The 18,377-nt window shown below is 59.1% G+C and carries 21 protein-coding genes and 1 pseudogene; 13 read left to right on the top strand and 9 right to left on the bottom strand.

Annotation, left to right across the window (positions count from 1 at the left end; translation table 11 throughout):
- Positions 1-117: 117 nt before the first annotated feature.
- The 3 genes from MIC97_RS20945 to MIC97_RS20935 all read left to right on the top strand — a co-directional run bounded on the left by MIC97_RS20945 (position 118) and on the right by MIC97_RS20935 (position 3,264).
- Positions 118-1,026 carry a LysR family transcriptional regulator gene (locus tag MIC97_RS20945; RefSeq protein WP_239801905.1) on the top strand — a complete coding sequence of 303 codons (909 nt, stop codon included), beginning with the start codon at positions 118-120 and terminating at the stop codon, positions 1,024-1,026.
- Positions 1,027-1,232: 206 nt separating this feature from the next.
- A complete protein-coding gene (locus MIC97_RS20940; RefSeq protein WP_239801904.1) occupies positions 1,233-2,417 on the top strand; it encodes a pyridoxal phosphate-dependent aminotransferase in 1,185 nt (394 codons plus the stop codon).
- Positions 2,392-3,264, top strand: a complete 873-nt coding sequence (locus tag MIC97_RS20935; protein ID WP_239801903.1) for an isocitrate lyase/phosphoenolpyruvate mutase family protein — start codon at positions 2,392-2,394, stop codon at positions 3,262-3,264. Before MIC97_RS20940 ends, MIC97_RS20935 begins: the two co-directional genes overlap by 26 nt.
- Positions 3,265-3,271: 7 nt before the next feature.
- Here MIC97_RS20935 and MIC97_RS20930 read toward each other — a convergent pair whose 3' ends face one another.
- Complete coding sequence (locus MIC97_RS20930) at positions 3,272-3,640, bottom strand: Rid family hydrolase (RefSeq protein ID WP_239801902.1); 369 nt, start codon at positions 3,638-3,640, stop codon at positions 3,272-3,274.
- A gap of 298 nt (positions 3,641-3,938) precedes the next feature.
- On the opposite strand from MIC97_RS20930, the gene MIC97_RS20925 reads away from it, so the two are divergent.
- The 4 genes from MIC97_RS20925 to MIC97_RS20910 all read left to right on the top strand — a co-directional run bounded on the left by MIC97_RS20925 (position 3,939) and on the right by MIC97_RS20910 (position 7,727).
- Complete coding sequence (locus MIC97_RS20925) at positions 3,939-5,075, top strand: FAD-binding oxidoreductase (RefSeq protein WP_239801901.1); 1,137 nt, start codon at positions 3,939-3,941, stop codon at positions 5,073-5,075.
- Positions 5,059-5,379: a (2Fe-2S)-binding protein gene (locus tag MIC97_RS20920; protein WP_239801900.1), complete on the top strand. Its 321-nt coding sequence runs from the start codon at positions 5,059-5,061 to the stop codon at positions 5,377-5,379. Before MIC97_RS20925 ends, MIC97_RS20920 begins: the two co-directional genes overlap by 17 nt.
- Positions 5,369-6,754, top strand: a complete 1,386-nt coding sequence (locus tag MIC97_RS25255; RefSeq protein WP_239801899.1) for an FAD-dependent oxidoreductase — start codon at positions 5,369-5,371, stop codon at positions 6,752-6,754. The genes MIC97_RS20920 and MIC97_RS25255 overlap by 11 nt, the downstream gene beginning before the upstream one ends.
- Before the next feature lie 250 nt (positions 6,755-7,004).
- Positions 7,005-7,727, top strand: coding sequence for an autoinducer binding domain-containing protein (locus MIC97_RS20910; protein WP_239801898.1), 723 nt, complete (start codon positions 7,005-7,007; stop codon positions 7,725-7,727).
- A gap of 4 nt (positions 7,728-7,731) precedes the next feature.
- Here MIC97_RS20910 and MIC97_RS20905 read toward each other — a convergent pair whose 3' ends face one another.
- On the bottom strand, positions 7,732-8,058 hold the full coding sequence (locus MIC97_RS20905) for a transcriptional repressor TraM (protein WP_239801897.1): 327 nt from the start codon (positions 8,056-8,058) through the stop codon (positions 7,732-7,734).
- Positions 8,059-8,677: 619 nt separating this feature from the next.
- On the opposite strand from MIC97_RS20905, the gene MIC97_RS20900 reads away from it, so the two are divergent.
- Positions 8,678-8,926: a hypothetical protein gene (locus tag MIC97_RS20900; protein ID WP_239801896.1), complete on the top strand. Its 249-nt coding sequence runs from the start codon at positions 8,678-8,680 to the stop codon at positions 8,924-8,926.
- A gap of 223 nt (positions 8,927-9,149) precedes the next feature.
- Here the strand turns inward: MIC97_RS20900 and MIC97_RS20895 are convergent, their stop codons facing one another.
- Positions 9,150-9,542 (bottom strand): type II toxin-antitoxin system VapC family toxin, encoded by a 393-nt coding sequence (locus MIC97_RS20895; protein ID WP_239801895.1) that lies wholly within the window; start codon positions 9,540-9,542, stop codon positions 9,150-9,152.
- A complete protein-coding gene (locus tag MIC97_RS20890) occupies positions 9,539-9,796 on the bottom strand; it encodes an AbrB/MazE/SpoVT family DNA-binding domain-containing protein (RefSeq protein ID WP_275592544.1) in 258 nt (85 codons plus the stop codon). The genes MIC97_RS20895 and MIC97_RS20890 overlap by 4 nt, the downstream gene beginning before the upstream one ends.
- Before the next feature lie 166 nt (positions 9,797-9,962).
- On the opposite strand from MIC97_RS20890, the gene MIC97_RS20885 reads away from it, so the two are divergent.
- A complete protein-coding gene (locus MIC97_RS20885; RefSeq protein WP_239801893.1) occupies positions 9,963-10,424 on the top strand; it encodes a hypothetical protein in 462 nt (153 codons plus the stop codon).
- 422 nt (positions 10,425-10,846) lie between these two features.
- On the opposite strand, the gene MIC97_RS20880 is transcribed toward MIC97_RS20885, so the two are convergent.
- A complete protein-coding gene (locus tag MIC97_RS20880; protein ID WP_239801892.1) occupies positions 10,847-12,004 on the bottom strand; it encodes an ROK family protein in 1,158 nt (385 codons plus the stop codon).
- A 99-nt stretch (positions 12,005-12,103) separates the two neighbouring features.
- Here MIC97_RS20880 and MIC97_RS20875 point away from each other — a divergent pair, with 99 nt between their 5' ends.
- Together MIC97_RS20875 and MIC97_RS20870 are read left to right on the top strand one after the other, a co-directional pair.
- The gene (locus MIC97_RS20875) at positions 12,104-13,195 is read left to right on the top strand and encodes a porin (protein ID WP_239801891.1); all 1,092 of its coding nucleotides are present in this window, start codon (positions 12,104-12,106) and stop codon (positions 13,193-13,195) included.
- A gap of 360 nt (positions 13,196-13,555) precedes the next feature.
- Positions 13,556-13,975, top strand: a pseudogene (locus MIC97_RS20870) (glycerol-3-phosphate ABC transporter substrate-binding protein); the annotation flags it as partial.
- A gap of 685 nt (positions 13,976-14,660) precedes the next feature.
- On the opposite strand, the gene MIC97_RS20865 reads toward MIC97_RS20870, so the two are convergent.
- Together MIC97_RS20865 and MIC97_RS20860 are read right to left on the bottom strand one after the other, a co-directional pair.
- Positions 14,661-14,969, bottom strand: coding sequence for a DUF736 family protein (locus MIC97_RS20865; protein WP_239801890.1), 309 nt, complete (start codon positions 14,967-14,969; stop codon positions 14,661-14,663).
- A 174-nt stretch (positions 14,970-15,143) separates the two neighbouring features.
- The gene (locus MIC97_RS20860; RefSeq protein ID WP_239801889.1) at positions 15,144-15,329 is read right to left on the bottom strand and encodes a hypothetical protein; all 186 of its coding nucleotides are present in this window, start codon (positions 15,327-15,329) and stop codon (positions 15,144-15,146) included.
- A 426-nt stretch (positions 15,330-15,755) separates the two neighbouring features.
- Here MIC97_RS20860 and MIC97_RS20855 point away from each other — a divergent pair, with 426 nt between their 5' ends.
- Complete coding sequence (locus MIC97_RS20855; protein WP_239801888.1) at positions 15,756-16,616, top strand: hypothetical protein; 861 nt, start codon at positions 15,756-15,758, stop codon at positions 16,614-16,616.
- A 118-nt stretch (positions 16,617-16,734) separates the two neighbouring features.
- Here MIC97_RS20855 and MIC97_RS20850 read toward each other — a convergent pair whose 3' ends face one another.
- On the bottom strand, positions 16,735-17,322 hold the full coding sequence (locus tag MIC97_RS20850) for a hypothetical protein (protein ID WP_239801887.1): 588 nt from the start codon (positions 17,320-17,322) through the stop codon (positions 16,735-16,737).
- A 433-nt stretch (positions 17,323-17,755) separates the two neighbouring features.
- Between MIC97_RS20850 and MIC97_RS20845 the strand changes: the two genes are divergently transcribed.
- A complete protein-coding gene (locus MIC97_RS20845) occupies positions 17,756-18,055 on the top strand; it encodes an alkylphosphonate utilization protein (RefSeq protein WP_239801886.1) in 300 nt (99 codons plus the stop codon).
- Between the two features lie 12 nt (positions 18,056-18,067).
- Here the strand turns inward: MIC97_RS20845 and MIC97_RS20840 are convergent, their stop codons facing one another.
- Positions 18,068-18,370, bottom strand: coding sequence for a hypothetical protein (locus MIC97_RS20840; protein WP_239801885.1), 303 nt, complete (start codon positions 18,368-18,370; stop codon positions 18,068-18,070).
- Between the last annotated feature and the right edge of the window lie 7 nt (positions 18,371-18,377).

The following is an 18,377-nucleotide window of genomic DNA, read 5'->3' as shown; positions in this document are numbered from 1 at the left end:
CGCTGGGTGACCGATAGCGGTGCATTGCAACATGGACGTGACAGATATCGTTTTTTACGATGGATGACGCCGCGTTTGGCGATGGTTTAATTGAAATAGTGATGTAGGAGCCCGCCGGTGTCGAAAGAGGATCAGGACGTCCCGCTGAATGCCATCCGTGCCTTTGTGATGATCGCCCGGAATGGCGGGGTGTCGGGTGCGGCCCGCGCGCTTGGGACCACACAAAGTTCAGTCAGCCGGCATCTGTCGGTGCTTGAGCAGTATCTCGGCGAGCAGCTCCTCGCACGAAGGGGCCGCACCAGCGAGCTCACCGATTTTGGGCGGTCCTTTGCCTCTGTCGTGGGCGAGTCGCTCGATACAATCTGCTTCACGGCGCAACGCATGCGCCGAAGTCAGCAATCAGCCTCAAACCGTCTCGTTGTCCGGACGTCGCTCTCAACGTTCGCCTACACGATCCTGATTCCCAATCTGGAGTCCTTCAGCGCTCAGACAGGTGGGGCACTCGTTGATGTCATGACATCGATGGCGCCCCCGATGGCGCATGACGGTTTCGATATTTTGCTGACCCGGGACCTCGATCTGGCCGAACCCGGCGCGCATTGGGACGTTCACGAAGAACGCCTCGTTTGTGTCGGCGCGCCGAGCCATGTGGCGAAGAAAGGGGCCGGGGCGCTGCGGACCATGCCGATCCTCACTATTACCTCGCGGCCAGACATTCTTCCCAACTGGCTGAATGCGATGGATCTAAGCCCCGACCAAATCCAGTTGGGCTCCCGATACGATCATCACTACTTGGCGCTGCCTGCGGTTACGACGGGACGTTGCCTGCTGGTGGCCCCGGAAATCATCGTTAGCGGGCTTGTTCGGGACGGTGTCTTGCAGATCGTTCCGGGATCCCAAACGCCCAGCGGCATGCACTATCGGGCCTATGTGGTCGATCGAACGCCCAATATTGTCCTGGCGCGGTCATTCTGCCGCTGGCTGGCACGATTGTGCAAAACCTCCGTCAGTCCAGCAGGCAGCTAAGATCGATATTCGCGATGGATTTTATCGCTTCTTGCGATGGCTGGTGTTGTCGCCGTCATATCCCTGCGCCACGATTCATTTAGCTGATAGCCCACTATCTCTCGATAGGATTCGCTAAACGATCGGCCGGCAAGGCCGGCGAGGAGATTTCCATGACACTCATTTCAAAGCGGTTGGCTGCGGTTCGTCCATCGGCGACCAAGGCCATGACCGCCCGCGCCGCGGCTCTGCGCGAGGGGGGCAACGATGTTGTTACGCTCAGCCAGGGCGAGCCCGATTTCGATACACCTGATAACGTTCAGCTTGCCGGCATCAATGCGATCCGCAATGGCAAGACCCGCTACACTGCAGTCGCGGGCGTAAAGCCGCTTCGCGAGGCGATCCAGCACAAGCTGAAGCGCGACAACGGTCTCGAGTACGAGATTGAGGAGATCACCGTCGGCTGCGGCGCCAAGCAGGTGGTCTTCAACGCGCTTTTTGCCAGCCTTGACCCCCAGGACGAGGTCATCATCCCGACCCCTTGCTGGGTTTCCTATCCCGATATGGTGCGACTTGCCGGCGGGGAGCCCGTGCTTGTCGAGACCGCGGAACGTCATGGCTTCAAGCTTCGCCCGGCGGAGCTAGAGGCAGCCATAACGCCGCGAACCAAATGGCTCATGCTCAATTCTCCCAACAATCCGACAGGCGCTGTCTATTCCAAGGCGGAGCTCGCCGCTCTCGCCGAGGTTCTGCGCCGGCACGAGCACGTTCATGTGCTGGCAGACGACATCTACGAAAAGCTCGTCTACGACGTGCCGTTTGCCACCATGGCGTCCGCCGCGCCCGATCTCAGCGAGCGGACACTAACTGTCAACGGCGTCTCCAAGTCCACGGCCATGACGGGCTGGCGCGTCGGATATGGTGCCGGCCCGAAAGCTCTGATCAAGGCGATGAACACCATCCAGGGACAGACCTCGTCGCATACGAGCTCGATTTCCCAATATGCTGCTATTGAGGCCATAGCTGGCCCCCAGGACTATCTCAGCGATTTTGTCACGGAACTGAAGAAGCGCCGTGATCTCGTCGTAGACAGAGTCAGGGAGATGCCCGGCCTTCACTGCCGTGTGCCGGAGGGAGCCTTCTACGTGTTCATCTCCTGCGCAGGAATTCTCGGCAGGACAACTTCGAACGGCAAGGTCATCGAGTCGGACATGGATTTTGCCATGTATCTGCTCGAGGAGTTCGGTGTTGCCGTTGTGCCCGGCAGCGGCTTCATGGCCTCGCCTTATATTCGCATTTCCTATGCCTCGTCGGTCGAAGAGTTGGAGCGCGCCTGCTCGCGCATCCTGGCAGCCTGCGTCGCGCTTTCCGAAGGAGTACAGACCGATGAGCAAGTCAAAGCTATTGCGTGAACGCATGTCCGAACGCGGCCTGGTTCACATCATGGCAACCCATAGCCCACTTTCGGCAGTTCTCGCCGAGGAAGCCGGCTTTGACGGTTTGTGGGCCTCTGGCTTCGAGCTTTCGGCCCTCTATGGCGTGCCCGATATGAGCCTGATCTCGATGACGCAACATCTCGACATGTTGCGCGCGATCGCCGGCCGATCGTCGCTGCCGATTGTTGCCGATATCGACACCGGCTACGGCAATGCCATCAATGTCATCCACGCAATCAGCGAATACGAACGCGCCGGCGCGTCGGCTGTCGTCATCGAGGACAAGACCTTTCCCAAAGTGACCAGCCTCGTTGAGGGCGGCCGGCAGGAATTGCTTCGGATCGAGGAGTTCCAGGGCAAGGTCGAGGCTGCCATCAATACCCGCAAAGACCCGGACTTTCTCGTGATCGCTCGCACCGAGGCGTTGATCGCCGGCCTTGGGCAAGAAGAGGCGCTAAAGCGCGCTCGCGCTTATCAGGCGGCTGGCGCCGATATGATCCTGATCCATTCCAAAAAGAAGGATCCGTCCGAGATCGAGTCCTTCGCGCGGGCCTGGGACGGCAATGTGCCGCTGACCATCGTTCCGAACGCCTATCCTGAGCTCGATGCCACGCGCATACAAGCGCTCGGCAATATTCAGATGGTGATCTACGGAAACTACGGCGTGCGCGCAGCGACCGCCGCGATGCAATCGGCTTTCCGGCGCATAATTGCCGATGGCGGAGTGCAGAACGTTCATAAGGACATCGCACCAGTCGAGGAGATTTTCCGGCTGCAGCGCACCGATGAAACCAAGGCAGCCGAACGCGCCTTCCTGCGCTAGACGCCGCTCATTCTGGCTTTGCGGCCACAACGGCAATCTCGACCAAGGTTCCCGGTGACAAAACCGCACCCATGCAGGCCCTTTGTGGCCAGTGGTCGGGATTGTCACCGACCCATTGCCTCCATGCGACGTCGAAATCCGCTTTGCTGTCCAGATCAGACAAAAAGACATTGACGGAAAGCAGGTAGCGCTTGTCGGTTCCGAACTGGGCAAGCATTCGCTCGATCTTTTCAAAGCTTGCCGCGATCTGACCCTTTAGATCGAGGGTTTTATCGAGAGCCGTGGCTACCGTCCAGACCAACCCGCCATAGCACGACGCCGAACTTCTGCCGGGAGCTACGCCCGCGGCACGTTCTATGGGAAACTCAACTGTCATGATGCCGCCTCCACCGTGAACATGCTATCAAAGAGTAAATGTTGCGCGGCTTGTTCTGTCAACACCATTGGAATGTATCCTCGAATATATCTTTAAATATATTCGCGACTTATCTTGCATTTCCGGCTCGTTTTAAAGAACATCTAATATCGACAATTTGTGACAGAATGACCGAGCAGCAGTAGTTGAGGGGCCACGGCGATTCCTCGCACCGACAGTGCTTAATGGTCGTCCGATTTGTTCACGCGCTGTTTTTCGTGACGAGGAGAGTGTCCTTGCTCAAACGCAAGCTGAACCGATGACGAATGGCAATCGACACAAGGCAGATGTGCTTATTGTCGGCGGGGGCGTGGTTGGCGCGAGCATCGCCTATGGTTTGGCGACCGAGGGCGCACGCGTCGGAATCCTAGATGCCGAGGATTCCGATTTCAGCGCCAGCCGTGGGAATTTCGGCATGATTTCGATCTCCAACAAGGGGTTCAATAATCTTGCCTACTTTCAGCTCTCATTCGCGTCCAGCCGGATGTGGCCGGAATTCGCCAACACGTTAAGGGAGAAGACCGGAATCGATCCGGCTTTTGATCTCAAAGGGAAGATCTATATTTCGGTCGGAGATCCGGAATTCGCAGCGCATGCCGAGAAAGTCGCTGAATATGCCCGACGCGTCGGTGCGGACTATCGGCATGACATTCTCAATCGAACCGACCTTCAACATATGCTTGGGAAAGTGCAGCTCGGTGAGCGCGTGGCTGGAGGTTCCTTTAGCCCACTTGACGGAATCGCCGAGCCACTGAAGCTTTATTCGGGCCTTCTGAACGCGGTCCTGCTTCATGGGGGTTGGCTCCTTCGTGATCACCGCGTAGCTCGTATTCTGCACCAAAACGGCCTCTTCACTGTCGAAGGCCAGTGGGGCACGCTTTCGGCCCCGAGGCTGGTGATCGCCGCGGGGCTGGGAACACCGGACCTTGCGTCACAAGTTGGTATTCCGGTGAAAGTCCGACCGCAGCGGGGTCAGATGATGGTCACCGAGCGCGTAGAACAGTCCTTCCCTTACCCGGTCAGCGGGCTTTTGCGCCAGAATCCGGAGGGAACAATCATGATCGGCGTTTCCACAGAAGAGGTTGGATATGGTGACCGAACAACGGTCCCTGTCCTGAAGTCACTGGCGATGAAAGCCGTTGAACGCCTGCCAGATCTTGGTTCGGTGCAAATCAATCGGTGCTGGGCCGCTTTGCGGCCGAGAACGGAGGACGGCTATCCGGTGTATCAAGAATCTCTCGAATTTCCCGGCGCATTCGTCATCACCTGCCATAGCGGAATCACGCTGGCTGCTCTTCACAAGCGTCTGCTGCCCCAGTGGATTCTGGGTGGGCGGAAAGATGCACTGCTGGAGCCTTTCGGGGTAGGGAGGCTGCAAATTGCGTCCGCCGCTTGACCTGTCCGAACCACCTCTCAAAATTACTTTCAGCTTCGGCTCCGAAGCAATCGAGGCGTGGGAAGGCGAAACGGTTGCGACGGCCCTGCTGACTTCGGGTGTGATCATTACCGGAGTCCGACCGATGAGCGGCCGCGGTCGGGGACCGTATTGCCTCATCGGCGTCTGTCACGAGTGCCTGGTCGAGATAGACGGGCTCGCCAATCAGCGGGCGTGCATGACAGCAGTGCGGAAAAACATGAAGGTCTGCCGGCAGACGGGACCGCGCCGGCTGATGGAAGAGGACGGATCGCGTGAACCATGATGTCGTCATCATCGGCGCCGGCCCCGCCGGAATGGCAGCAGCTGTTCAGGCCTCGAGCCTTGGACTGAAGTCGGTGGTTTTGGACGAACAGCCGGCTCCCGGTGGCCAGCGATTCCGCGCAATTGAACAGCGATATCGGCGCCTTAGCGCGGCCGGAATCGATCTTCCGGCCACAGAGCAAAGCGGTCTTGACCTCATCCGCCAGTTTAGCGCGGGCGACAGTCGTTTTGTCGATCAAGCCTCGGTGTGGGATATCTCACCCGGCGGGCGCCAAATCAGCTATCTTCGTCATGGCCAGAGCTTCACCATTCCGGCGACGTCCGTGGTTGCTGCACCAGGCGCCTATGAGAGGCCCGTTCCCTTGGAAGGGTGGCATTTGCCCGGCGTGATGAGCGCCGGCGCGGCACAAACGATGTTGAAAGTGTCCGGGCACCCGGTGAAAGGCCGGATCGTTCTACTCGGCTGCGGCCCGCTTCTGCTTTTGACTGCCCGGCAATTGACCGATGCCGGTGCGAACGTCGTTGGACTACTTCAAACGACGGGGCCTGACGATTTCTTTCGCGCAATACCGAATCTGCCCGGCGCCTTGAGGTCGATGACTTTGCTCAAACAAGGGTTTCAGCTGCTCACGCAAACCCCGCCCGTGCCTAAAGTGTTTTCGCTGCGAGGGGCGACTATATTTGGCGACGGTCGCGTCGAGGGAGTAAGGTATCAAGCGCGTGGCGGCTCCGGGTTCATCGAATGCGATGCTGTTCTGCTCCACTTCGGCGTGATTCCCAATACTCAGCTTACGCGCCTTGCAGGCGTCGCCCATGGCTGGAGTGAATCCCAGGAATGCTGGCAGCCGGTGATCGACGAGTGGCAGGAGACGTCTGCTGAAAACCTGATGGTCGCTGGCGACAGCGGCGGAATATTGGGCGACGAGGCGGCAATGATGTCCGGTCGGTTGAGCGTTCTTCGGATTGCCCATCGGTTGGGTCGAATCTCCGATCAATCGCTCGGCAAGCTGGCTGCGCCGCTTCAAAGGCGGCTCAAGCGACTGGCTGCTGCGCGGACATTGATCGATACGATCTTTCGTACACCAGAAACGCTGCTGATACCGAGCGGCGACACGATCGTTTGCCGCTGCGAGGAAGTGACAGCCGCCGAAATCGCGGCGGCCAACGCATCCGGAGCGTTGGGTCTTCGGCAACTCAAGGTTCAAACGCGCGTTGGCATGGGCCCCTGCCGTGCTCAAATGTGCTCAATGGCAGCTATGGCGATAATCACACCGGGAATTCGATGCGGACAACCCCCACCGCCACCAGCGACGGTGCGGACGCCGGTTCGACCGCTGACACTCGGCCAACTTGCCGAGGCCGTTGTTGAGGCTTGACCTTGGCCAGTCTTCCAATTCGCCTCCTCCAAAATGGCAAGAAACCACGAAAGCTCATCGCGGGCGGATTAATCCCCGCTTGTCAATTAATCGTGAAAGTTGATGAACTGTATCAATATATGTGAAGTCAGCGGTTGACACCGAGGATGGACGCCTGATGGAAATATCTGATTGGGCGTCAGGTAGAGGATTACAGACGAGGGCTATCGAATCGCGTTGCCTGCGAATTCTGACCTAGGGGGACATGCGGATGGGTGCAGAGCGTTGGATTGATGATCAATTGGCCAAGCTGATTGAGCAGATCGATGTTGTCAACGACACCGATGCCGCCAATGTCGTGCTACACGGCTTTGCGCGATCATGTGGATTTCAGCGTTTTGCGTACATTTGTGCGGACGGCGATGAGTTAGTCGGGCTGACGGACTATCCACCTGACTGGCGCGAAGTCTACGTGGAGCGCAACTTCAAGGCAGTCGATCCCGTCATGAGAATGGCACGCCAAAGCCTGAACCCGTTTGCATGGGGAGGTAACAATGAGCGCCTGAACGGGCTCGGTGAGGCAGACTTCTTCCGGGAGGCCGAACGTCATGGGATCTGCTCCGGTTTCTCCATGCCAATACCCGCCGGATATGGTCGCTTGGCGATGCTCTCATTGGCAAGTGCCGATCCGGAAGCCTCTGCAGGTGTGGCTGTTCACAACCCCGTTCTGGCAGCGACCGCCGTGGCCTTCGTACATCTTGGGCTTCTCCGATCGGCCAAGAACTCTTCCAATCGAGACAGGCCAAGACTCACTGGACGGGAGGCCATTTGCTTGATGTGGTCATCGCGCGGCAAGACCGCGGCAGAGATCGCTACCGTTGTCGGGATTTCCGAGATTACGGTGCGGTTCCATCTTAATCAGGCCCGCGACAGGCTGGGCGCGGGAAATGTGTCGCATGCAATTCGGCTGGCGGTCGAGCGGGGATTGATCTGAGCCGTCACTGACCCGGATTGCTCTTCGGCGGAACCTCTGGAATATAGCCCAGCTTATCGGTCAACGCGGCGACGACCGCAATTTGCGCGCGATTGTTCAACATCGCATCCGAGTAGGCCTTCATCAGCCGCTCCCTGCCGGGATCGTCGTCAGCAATGTCCCGCAGCGCGTTGTAGGCACTGTCGAGCTGGTCGATCAACATGCGGTGTTTCACGATCGCCTGAGTGGTGGCATTGACCAACTCGTCTCCGCCGAGGGGCTCGAGGACTTGGGCCAGCGTCTGCGCCAATTCATCGATCTGGCTTGGTATTTGATCCTGACTGCGGGTCATTTGCCTCTCAAAAGGATATCTCGCGGTACGCCCCCGCGAATTGATCCTGTGGCCCGTAGCCGGGGATTGCAAACTGTAACAAGAACAGCCCTGGAACCTTTAGTGCCGAGCACCTGGACATAGATCCAAGTCCCCGGCCGAAAGGGCCAAGGAATGGTGCCGTAACAGCCGACACCAACCGCTTGTTAGGGGTTTGCACGCCCCAAAGCAGCGCGTACTGCTTCTCGGGCCTTATACGAACGAAAAGTGGAAAAAACCAGACACCTTGGGTAGAGGGCGTCATTTTCGTTGTAGACGTCGGCTCGCATAGGGTCCAATGCTTGTATCTTAAGCTCTTTTGGGGCAGGCCACGTACAATGTAATCGAACACGATTGCAAGCGGTCGGTCGGGGCCGGAAAGCAATCCGCAAAGATGTTGTCGCGACGAGTGCGAGACCGAAAGCGCGCTGATCGAACCACAAATTATGCAAAAAGCCCTGGTGCAAAAGGATCCGAACTGTCTCTGCCGGGAAACTTTGCCTTTGATCGTTTGATGACCTAATCTCGTCAAGACCACCGTCACCACAAAGTCATTGGCCGCGCCGCCGATCGTTTTCCACGGATGTCCGGTTTTAAATCCATGAATGACAATTCAGTATCCGATATCGGCTTGTACATAGCGCTCGGTGACTCAGGCGAATGGAGCATGAAACTCGACCTAAATCTCGTCGAGGAAACCAAAGCGCGCTTGGGCCGCGAGGCGTTCGTTGCTATTGCCGAAGACTATATTCGGTCGGAGTGCGTTCGCCTGGGTCTGGAGGACGACATCGAGCTATGGACACTAGCAGCTCGCGCTTTGGCAAAGGACGAAGGTCCCCCCGCCCTGTAATTACCAGCTCTATCGTAGGCCACAGCGATTGTGGTCACAGTGGCCGCGCCCATTCGTGCATCATTGCCCGTTGCGTCGGGAAACCCTCGCCGTGATATCCGTGGCAAAGCTTGCGCGAACCCGTACCGATCGCCGCAGCCATCCTTTCACACCGGCCGCTCTCAAAACGTCGCTCGACCCGGATTGTCGTCTGGCAACAGGAACGGGAAAGGGCGCGGCTGGATCAGCGTATCAAGGACACTTCAACTTCGACATCTTCCGCTACGCTTGACCATGCAGTGTCGGCCGTCACGGCTGGAAGTCGAAGCTTTCGCGCAAGAGCAAGGCATGCCCGGTCTCCATGGCTCAATCCCTTCGACCGAGTCGAGGTGATAAGATCGCCCGCATCAATCGCCAAATCGAAATCGAGAGGATGAACCTCAAGCCCCAGAGCCTCGATCACTTCTACCGCCGATTGCCGATCAACATCGCGGCGCACAAGATTCGCCATGGTCTCCTGCACACATAGGCCGGAAATGGCCGCTCCTTGGTCAAGCCATTGCTCTGCCTGGTCTGCCCCGATCTCATCATTGAGGAATGCCATGACGGCCGAGGTATCGATAACGCAAGCGCTCATCGCTTGTTGCCGGGGGTCGGGGATCCTCCCGCATCGAACTCAGCTTCTTCGCTACGCGCCTCCTCGCGCCGTTCCGCTATGACCTGATCAACAACGGGCTGGCCTGCGGGAACAAACTTACGGAACAGGGCACGCGCGCGTTGGCGCTCCCGCTGGGCCGTCGTCAGTTCGACTCGGTCGCCGTCGGCCTCGATGATGACCTTATCGCCTTTCTTCAGGTTCAAGGCTCGTCGTATGTCAGCGGGCAGTATCATGCGTCCATTCTCTTGCAGGGGCACAGCGTACCGCATAGGTCATTTTCCTTCGATGGGGTCATTTCCGACCAATATGGTCTATCGCATTCAGTTTGCCAAGAAGGGGATAGAAGGTCGCTTGCCTTTTGCTATACTCACGCATGGAAACGACTGGGGGGAAGGGCCCATGACCGAATTTGACGATCGACCGGAACCACCATTGCGCCCCTTTATCGAGTTCGCCGATCCCGATCTGCCGGAAGAGAGCGATCTGATCGCGGGCTTCAAGGACAAGGCGGGGGAGATTTTCTGGCATCCTGTGCCGATCGCCCGAAAACGCCTACACGAACTCTTCGCGGGAACTCCATATCGCGTGTCGATGGACACCGACGGGACGCTACAACCATGGCCCGATGATTTTTGGGATGAAGACGGGTTCATGGCAAAGCTCGACGCAGGAATTCTGGCAAAAGCACAGATAGACGAGCTGGTCACGCAAATGCTCGACCTGTCCAAGAACGAACCGGATATCGGGGAGGATGGGGTGTTGGTGGACTTCCGCGTCCTGTTGGAGCGCCTGAAACGAGCAGCGGCGCTCATCGAAGACGAGATCGAACGGCGCGCCGCCAGGTCGCTTAGGAAAGGCTAAGGCTCGGACGAGCTCGCCACCCGCCTATGATTTCCGCAATCGGCGGGAGGCAGCCAGTGTCGGATCAGTGCGCGTTGACGCGCGCACCGCGCCGCCTGCCAGGTCGGCGGCCTGCTCCTGCGTCAATACCGAAGTGAGCCGAGCCTGCTTCAGCAGGCGGCCGATGTCCTGAGGGGCCTCCTTCTCCGAAGGCATATGATTTCCTTGCGTATCAGCATGTCGATCAATGATACGTATAGGAGCCATTGCGGCCGGCGTCCGCGAATTCGCTGCATCAGGATAAGGCGTGGGGCGCGAGGCGACCGCCACAGAGTTAATGCCTTCCTCGCGAAGCTGCGCGGAGGAGGCTAAGGTTCGCGGTCGGCGGGAGGGTGATCAATTCGATTTTACTGAGCGTAACCTCTCAGTCCGAACGGTCGCGTTTACAAGACAGTCTCCAGCAAGGGCAAAAGCGCGGCGCCGATGGCGCTAGGCTCCTCGGTTACTTCCGCGACGGTCAACTGCGGCGTTCGGCGGGGCATACCGTGCCGCGGCCTGGAGTGAAAAACCGTGCGTTCGATGAGCATGCGTCCGAGTACTGGCGGCAACTCTCCACCCAGAACGATGACGCCGGGGTCGAAGACCGAGCTTAGGGCGTTCATCGCTTTGTTGTGCGCTGGCGCGACCTTCTCGATCCAGTCGGTGACGCCAATCCAGTCCGGTGAAACGGACCGAATAAGTTCGCTCAAAGTGAGTTGATGGCGCCCTGCTTTGCGCAGATCCTCGAGCAGGAGATGCAGCGCCGGCCGGTACCGGCTCTCGTCAAGGTCAAAAAGCCCTGAGAGTTCGCCTGCATTGCCGAAGCTGCCACGAAAGGGCTTGCCGCCGAAGATCAGGCCTCCACCGTACCCATAGTTGTGAGCAACGTAGGCGAAGTCAGGCGAGTTGCGACCAACCCCAAAAACGGCTTCAGCCAAAGCTGCCGTCTGAGAGCCGTTGTCCGTCCATACCGGAAGGCCAAACCGGCGCCCAAACAGGGGCGCCAGGTCGATCATTGACCAGCGATGTAGGGGCTGAGGCGTATTGAAGCTGCCTTCCGCGGACATCCGATAGCCCGCTACCCCGACACCGATCCCCAGGATCGCGTCGCGATCCAGATCCCTCTTGGCGAGCAGCCTGTCGAAAGCGCGCTCGATAGCCTCGAATGCTTCGGCCAGTTCCATATCGGCGTCAGGCAAGGCTTCCAGGCCCAGAAGCTCTCCAAATCCTAACAAGGCAATGCCAATCGACCCGACATTGATCGATACGCCAATGGTCAAACACCAATCGCGGTTGGGCGAAAGGCGCGGGCTTTTCGGTCCAGACCGGCTGGCGTCTGCTTCGAGAAACGAGATCATGCCGCGCTCGTGCAGCTTGTCGACGATCCGGTGCAACGATTGCTGCGTCAGGTCGAAGGGTTGGTCTGTCAGGGAGGCACGCGCAATCCCCGGATTGCCCCAGATCAACCGCAGCAAATCCCGTTCATTGCGCGACGCAACCGCTCGGCCCCGGCCGTCCCGGAGGAATCGCGCGGCAATGTGGTCGGTCGGTTCATAAGTCATACGGCTCGTCACAAATCCATTACACCCAAAGTGTACACGCAAGGCGTAACGGCCGTTGCGCATTTTCCCAACAACCCGAATAACAGAGACAATTGTGTGATGAAAGCTAGATCTATCGCCGTTGCGTTTGCATCGGCGCTCGCAACCGTTTGCGCCGTTACAACAGCCAATGCAGAAAACCGCCGAGAAATCATCTCTGATCCTGAACCTCACGACTATGTACGGGTATGCGATGTCTTTGGTGCTGGGTTCTTTTACATTCCGGGCTCCGAAACTTGCTTGAAGATCGGGGGATTGATTCGATACGAACCCAGCCATTACGGATCGTTCGACGGGTTGGTCAAAAGCAGCGATGGCCTCGACACGCTGGTGCGCGCGGAACTCACTTTCGATGCGCGTTCTGACACCGAATATGGGACATTGCGTGGCTACACCAGGCTTCGATCCGATCTGAAGAATGGTTCAATTGGTGGGGATGTGCAACTGCGCGACCTTATCATGAGTCTGGGGCCGGTGTCGGTTGGGTTCGCGGATTCGCTTTATGACGCCAACATTTCAGGTGAGTTTGATAGAGGCGGCGCTGATCGCGCCCACTTTGCTCGCTACACTTTGAAGCCGAACGATAGCGTAACATTCACCGGCGCTCTGGAGCAGACCGACTCCTCTCGCGATTGGCAAACAAATGTGCTTGGCAAGCTCTCGGTTTCGCGGGACTGGGCGCGATTTGATGTGTTCGGAGCTTACGATACGACGGCGGATGAGTTCGCCTTGAAGGCGATCGTCAAGTCCGATGTCTCGAAGACAATCTTTGTGGAAGCGATCGCGACTTATGAAAGCGGGATGAATTTCTACTCGGTCAATCCGTTTGCCGCGACCGGATTCAGCACCTCAAACCTAGTCGGCGCGGCAAGAGCAGGGTCGGAATGGTCGGCCGGCGGGCTCGTCGGAACCCATGTCACTCCGCGCCTCAAGGCATCGCTCGGCGCACAATATTTCTCGAATGTCGGCCACGGTCGGATGAACGAGAAATTCGGGGGCAAGTCCGATGTGATTCGTGCAGGCCTCACGGTCGACTATAAGATCGTCGAGAACCTGAATGCCAAGCTCGCCGTCAATCATACCAGGTTCCAGACCTCCGACCGAGACTATGGTCAGTGGCACGGGTTCCTGCGACTCGACCGAGCGTTCTGATCTCATTGCCGGCACGAATGTAATTCCGAAGAAATATCCGCAGGGCGCTCGCTGACGATCCCGCTGGTGGGACCACTATGCGAGGCATTGAAGAGATCGTTTGGCTTTGGAGGCCTGGTCGTCGCTGGGCCTCTTTGAAGACCGGTTTCGCTGCTCCGCCAAGACTCCGGTCGTTCTTCAAAATACACCTGACGCGAAATCCAGTTGCTGTCCGGACGTTACGATCGACAACGCAGCTATCAGCACGCTTCGCCTCCATGCGCGTCATAAAAGATTTACACGCAAAGTGTACTCCTAATGCGTATAATCCACGCTGGCTGTCCAGCCGGCCGCTGCTCAACCAACCGACAGGATCAGTCGATGATTTCACGAATTGCGTCAGTATCGTTGTTTGCGATGCTTAGTTTTCCCGCCACTGCGGCGGATATTGAATTTTGGTATGGAGCGACCGGCGCGAACTGGGAGACGGCGGTCCAGAACGCCTGTGGCGCTTTCAACGAAAGCCAGACCGAGCATAAGATCACTTGCGTCGGTCAGGGCGGTTATGAAGCTGGCATGCAGGCTGCGATCGCCGCCGTGCGGGCCAACCAGCATCCCGTACTTCTCCAGATCCACGATGCCGGCACGCTTGACTTGATGCTTTCAGGCGCGGTCGAGCCGGTGGCCGACGTCCTGCCCAATGTCGACTGGGCTTCCTATATCGGCGGCGCGCGCTCCTACTATGAGACATCGACAGGTACGCTGTTCTCCCAGCCCTACAACGCCTCGACCTTGATCTTCTAGGCGTCGGCCCGCGACCCAGATTGCTTCCTGTTCATTTTCCTGAACCTCCATCTCGGAGGTCGCGACCATCGCGACCCCGTCACGGCGGTCCGTCAGCCGGGACGTAAAGGGGAGCGCGCACCCCCTGGGCCGCAACGGAGTGGAGGACCGCGAAGCGGTTGCGCGGGACACCGGTCCCGGCAGGAACAGACGTCCGGGACGGGGTCGATGGACGACTTTCGGGTTTCCCCCTCCCCCTACTCCGCGAAGCGAGGCGCGCTCTACGTTCGAAGCGAAAGGGCCTTGGCGTGGCAGAACGTCCTGAAAGCGGTTGTACGGTGACGGGTTCAGTGAATCGCCGCGCGCCTTCGAAGGATCTTATTCGTAGAGTGCCTCGACTTCGGCATCTTCGATGCCCTGCGGCGGGCAAGACACCGTTATCCAGGCTCTGTGCGCGTGTGTCCCACAGGCGTCGGTGCTGGCGATTGGTATCGCGGATGTTCAAAGACGCAGAATCACGGAGTGATGCCGGTGAGAAGTTCTTGCCGGCAGGCTCAAGCCCGTCCCCGCAAAAATTTCGGCGCCGTCCATTGCCGTATTGGTGACGGTCGACGGCGTGATACACGAGCCCGTCATGGGACGGGGCCGCGCTCGATGCTCACCGCCAAATTGCTGGACGGCGGCGACCATGGCCCTACCGGACCTAAGAAAGCTGCGCGACCCAGCCGCTGCCTGTCTTCGCCGGCCGACCGGCAGTACCAGAGACACAGCGGTCCAGCGCCACGTCTACGTGGAATGCGACGTATTTTTGCCCGGTCGTTTTGGCCGTATGGCTCCAGCCATGGCCGATTGTCGCGCCAGCTTGGTTCACGACTCTGTAGTCGGGGGCGTATTGTTTGTGGAGGTGAGCCATCGGGGCGAGTGTCAAGGGTAGTTGGTTCGTGACCGTCGCATAGTCGGCGTCAGTGGCATTGCCCTTCAGGACGGTTTCGATCGTGTAGCGGTCGAACATCTTTTGCACCTTTGCAATGGATGAGACGGAGGCAATCGGGGTCGCTTTTACCCCTGTCAAGGTGGTGGGTTCTCGCGAACAGTACCGCTTGGCGGTGAAGTTGGCGATCCCGATGGCCGTCGGAATGGGAAGGCGCCCTGTTGAATCAGGGCGCATTGCCGACGGCGTGGCGGTTCAGTGAACCGACCTTGCGCCTGTGTGCGGATCGTACTCGTAGAGGGCGACGACATCGGCATCGTCGAGCTCATCGGCTGGTAGGACGCCGTATTCCGTGTCGGAGCGGAAGAGGATGACGGTGGTCATCAGGGTGCGGGCGAGGTTCCAGGCGTGCTTTTGTGCGAGTTCCAGATTTTGCGACATTTGAGGCTCCCATCCTAGGAGCGGGCCAATCCCGCTCGATGGCTCCTCAAAAGGGCCGGCTCCGGGCGCGATCACCGCGCAGGCGCAGCCAAGCGGCCGCAGCTTGCTAGCGGACCCTTTAGGGGTTGATCGTGGAAGATCCGGAGCTGGGCCAGGAAGCCATCACATGAGAGCGGGATTGGATCGCCTCCGAGATGAAGAGGCGCCATGCACTGTCAGGAACTCAGCGCAACTGCGTCAGGGCCTCCCCACCTGAAGGCCGGCAATGCGGGCAAACCGTTCCTCTTCTTCACGGCACCGTCGGCAATTGGATGCGACTCGAGGACGCTTCTGGCGGCAGTTTCCGTTAGTTGGAGTACAAAACTCCTGTTGGGCGGTTGAGGAAACTCCCGTCCGGAGCTACGGCTTGCTCGTGATGTCAATTCTATGCTGCTGGGTAAGAACTTGTCGAAACTACGTTTTTCCGTGAATTCGATCCGCAATATGGTGATCGGAACCTCAATCCTCCCAATCCTCGCGGCTTGTGGGGAAAAGGTGCCGGAGGCCAGTGATGAGCAATTGCTTGAGCTGCTTGGCTCCCGCTCTTCATTCTTCGGATCGGAAGCGCCGCTCGGCATTCCGAGCACCGTGGTTGAATGCACACAGCTGCTTTCCGGGCTTGCCGATGAGATCGTCAAGGATATGCCGGCGGAAATGCTGGGGGCGTTCAAGACGGAATGCCGTCGAGGTCTTGATGACGTGTTGAAGGACGAGGCGAAAAACCCGATGGGGTTCGCGCTCGCCCATTTCGAAAACCAGGAACTTGCCGAGCGCATCGAAACGCTGAAAAAGAGCACTGACGAGGCCAATCGACAGGCTGCGGCGGAACGGCGCGAGCGCGAGGAACAGGAAGCACGTGCGGCCAAGGATGCGGAGCTGGAGAAGCTACGAGGCGATTATGCGGCGTTTGTTGAATCAATCAGCGAGCGGGTCACCGCGGCCGAACCCGCCTGCACTGAATGGCAGGACCTCAAAGCGGAAATCAACGAGGCGATCCAGTGGAACAATTGGCGCCATCGCAACCCGCCAGCGATCTGTAGCGAAGAGCAAGTGACGGCAATTGGCACGCGAGCCCAACAACATCTCGAGGCGCTGAATGCCGCCGAGGTCACCGGAAGCGGCACCTTCTTTAGTTTCCCCACGCCATATTTTGGTGATGCCAGCGAAGAGTGGTTTGAGAGACAGCTTTCCACGACAACCGAGCAGATCGGGCAGATGCGCCAGGACCTGGCCGCCAGCGGACAATAATATCTCATATAGCAATGGTGCCGGCCGCGATGCATCGGCCCGTCGCCATGTCGCGCCTGAGTGCCCTCAGCCGCGTAGGAGGAAAAGAGGGCGGAGCCGAAGCTCCGCCCGAGACGGCTTAGCCGAGCGCTGCCATCTGCAGTTCGGCCGCTTTCCGGTCGACGGTCTGGCCGGGGTTTTCGAGGGGGCGCTCGAAGGGCTTCCACTTCTCGCCGACGACGTGCTCATAGGCGGAAACGACGCCCTCGGCAGCCATGCGCAGAGCGTGGGATTGCACCCCCATATCGGCCGCAAATTCGCGCTTACGCTGTGCGCCGCTGTCGAACCCGACCGGACCATCGAGGTCTTCGTCACGGGTGTCGTTGGCCGCCTTGGCGGTTGCATCGCGGGCCTCGGTTACCGCGCGGCTGTAGAATTGACCGGCACCATGGGCCGAACCGACGAAGGCGCCGACGATCCGCTGGAGGTGGATTTGCATCGCGCGCTCGCCGAGACCTTCGTTCAGGGCATCGGCGGTTTCGATGAGGAGCTTCTCGTGCAGATCGCGGATGCTGTCACTGTCGAGCACCGGAAGGCCGAAGCTTTCGGCGATGAGGGTGGCCTGATTGGCATCGGGGCAGCAGAGCCGGACCATCTCAAGTGTGGTGCCCTTGCGCAGCGCGACGACGCGGGCGGACTGGCGCGGATTGCGAGCGGATTTGGTCATGGAATTTCCTTTCCTTCGGTTCCCCGGAAGACCTGGACCAGTCCCTTGACCGGCCCACCCTTCGGGCGCGGTCCAGATCAAACCGGCGGAAAGACGGGCGCTTCAGGGTCCGGAAGCGCCGGCACGAGCGGGGCGGGTTTGCGGCCAAGCAGGGCTTTCAGCCCTTGCGCGGGACGCGGGCCCGCCCTGCCGAGTGTGGCTCTTTCCGGCCGCCCCGCGGCGCGGAACGCGGCCTTGAAGCGCACGGCCGCCGGTTTAGGACCGCACACCGAACGAAGGGAGGGCCGGTCAAGGGCCTGACCATCGACACGGGACCAACGGACAGGTTGCCAGTGAGCAACCGCCTTGCGATCTCCCGGAACCTACCCGGCGACCGTGCAGGGCTTTGAGATGATGATTGGCAAACCGCCCTCGACCTGCGATAGCAGCCGCCATGACCAGCGATGACGACTACGTATACGACGAAGTGATCGGAGAATGGCGACCGGCCGCCGAGCTTGCTGCCGAAGCCGAAGCCGGGAAAGAGGTCCGCGATGCCTCGGGCAATCTGCTCGCGGATGGCGACTCCGTGGTGTTGATCAAGGACCTCAAGGTCAAGGGCGCGGCTCAGACGCTCAAGCAGGGAACGGTGATCAGATCGATCCGGCTGACGGACGATTCCGAAGAGATCGACTGCCGGCACGATGCCATCAAGGGGCTGGTGCTGCGCACCGAATTCGTGCGCAAGCGCTGAACTGCCGGTCCGTCAGGCCTGCTCGCGAGATTGTGCCCAGACGTCCGGGCGCCATTCCTGGATGAGGGCCTCCATCTCAGTCCTGTATTCGGTCGGGTAGACGGCATTGGACTGCCGTGACAACCAGGAAAAGACGGTTGCCATCGCTTCGGCGATATCCGGATCGACAGCGAACAGATCGGTCATGTCGAAGCGGCCGAGACTCGCCTCATTCCACCACGCCAATACGAAATCGGCCGCCCTGCGGGCTTGTCCTGTATCGCTGCGCGCAAGGTCCAGAAGGCGCTCGAACGCAAAGCGGGTCTCAAGGTCCATGCCCGAT

This window comes from Aquamicrobium sp. NLF2-7, from assembly GCF_022359935.1.
Lineage (GTDB): Bacteria > Pseudomonadota > Alphaproteobacteria > Rhizobiales > Rhizobiaceae > Mesorhizobium > Mesorhizobium lusatiense.
Note: the sequence above shows the minus strand (reverse complement) of the source record. Positions and strands in the feature narration are given on the sequence as shown.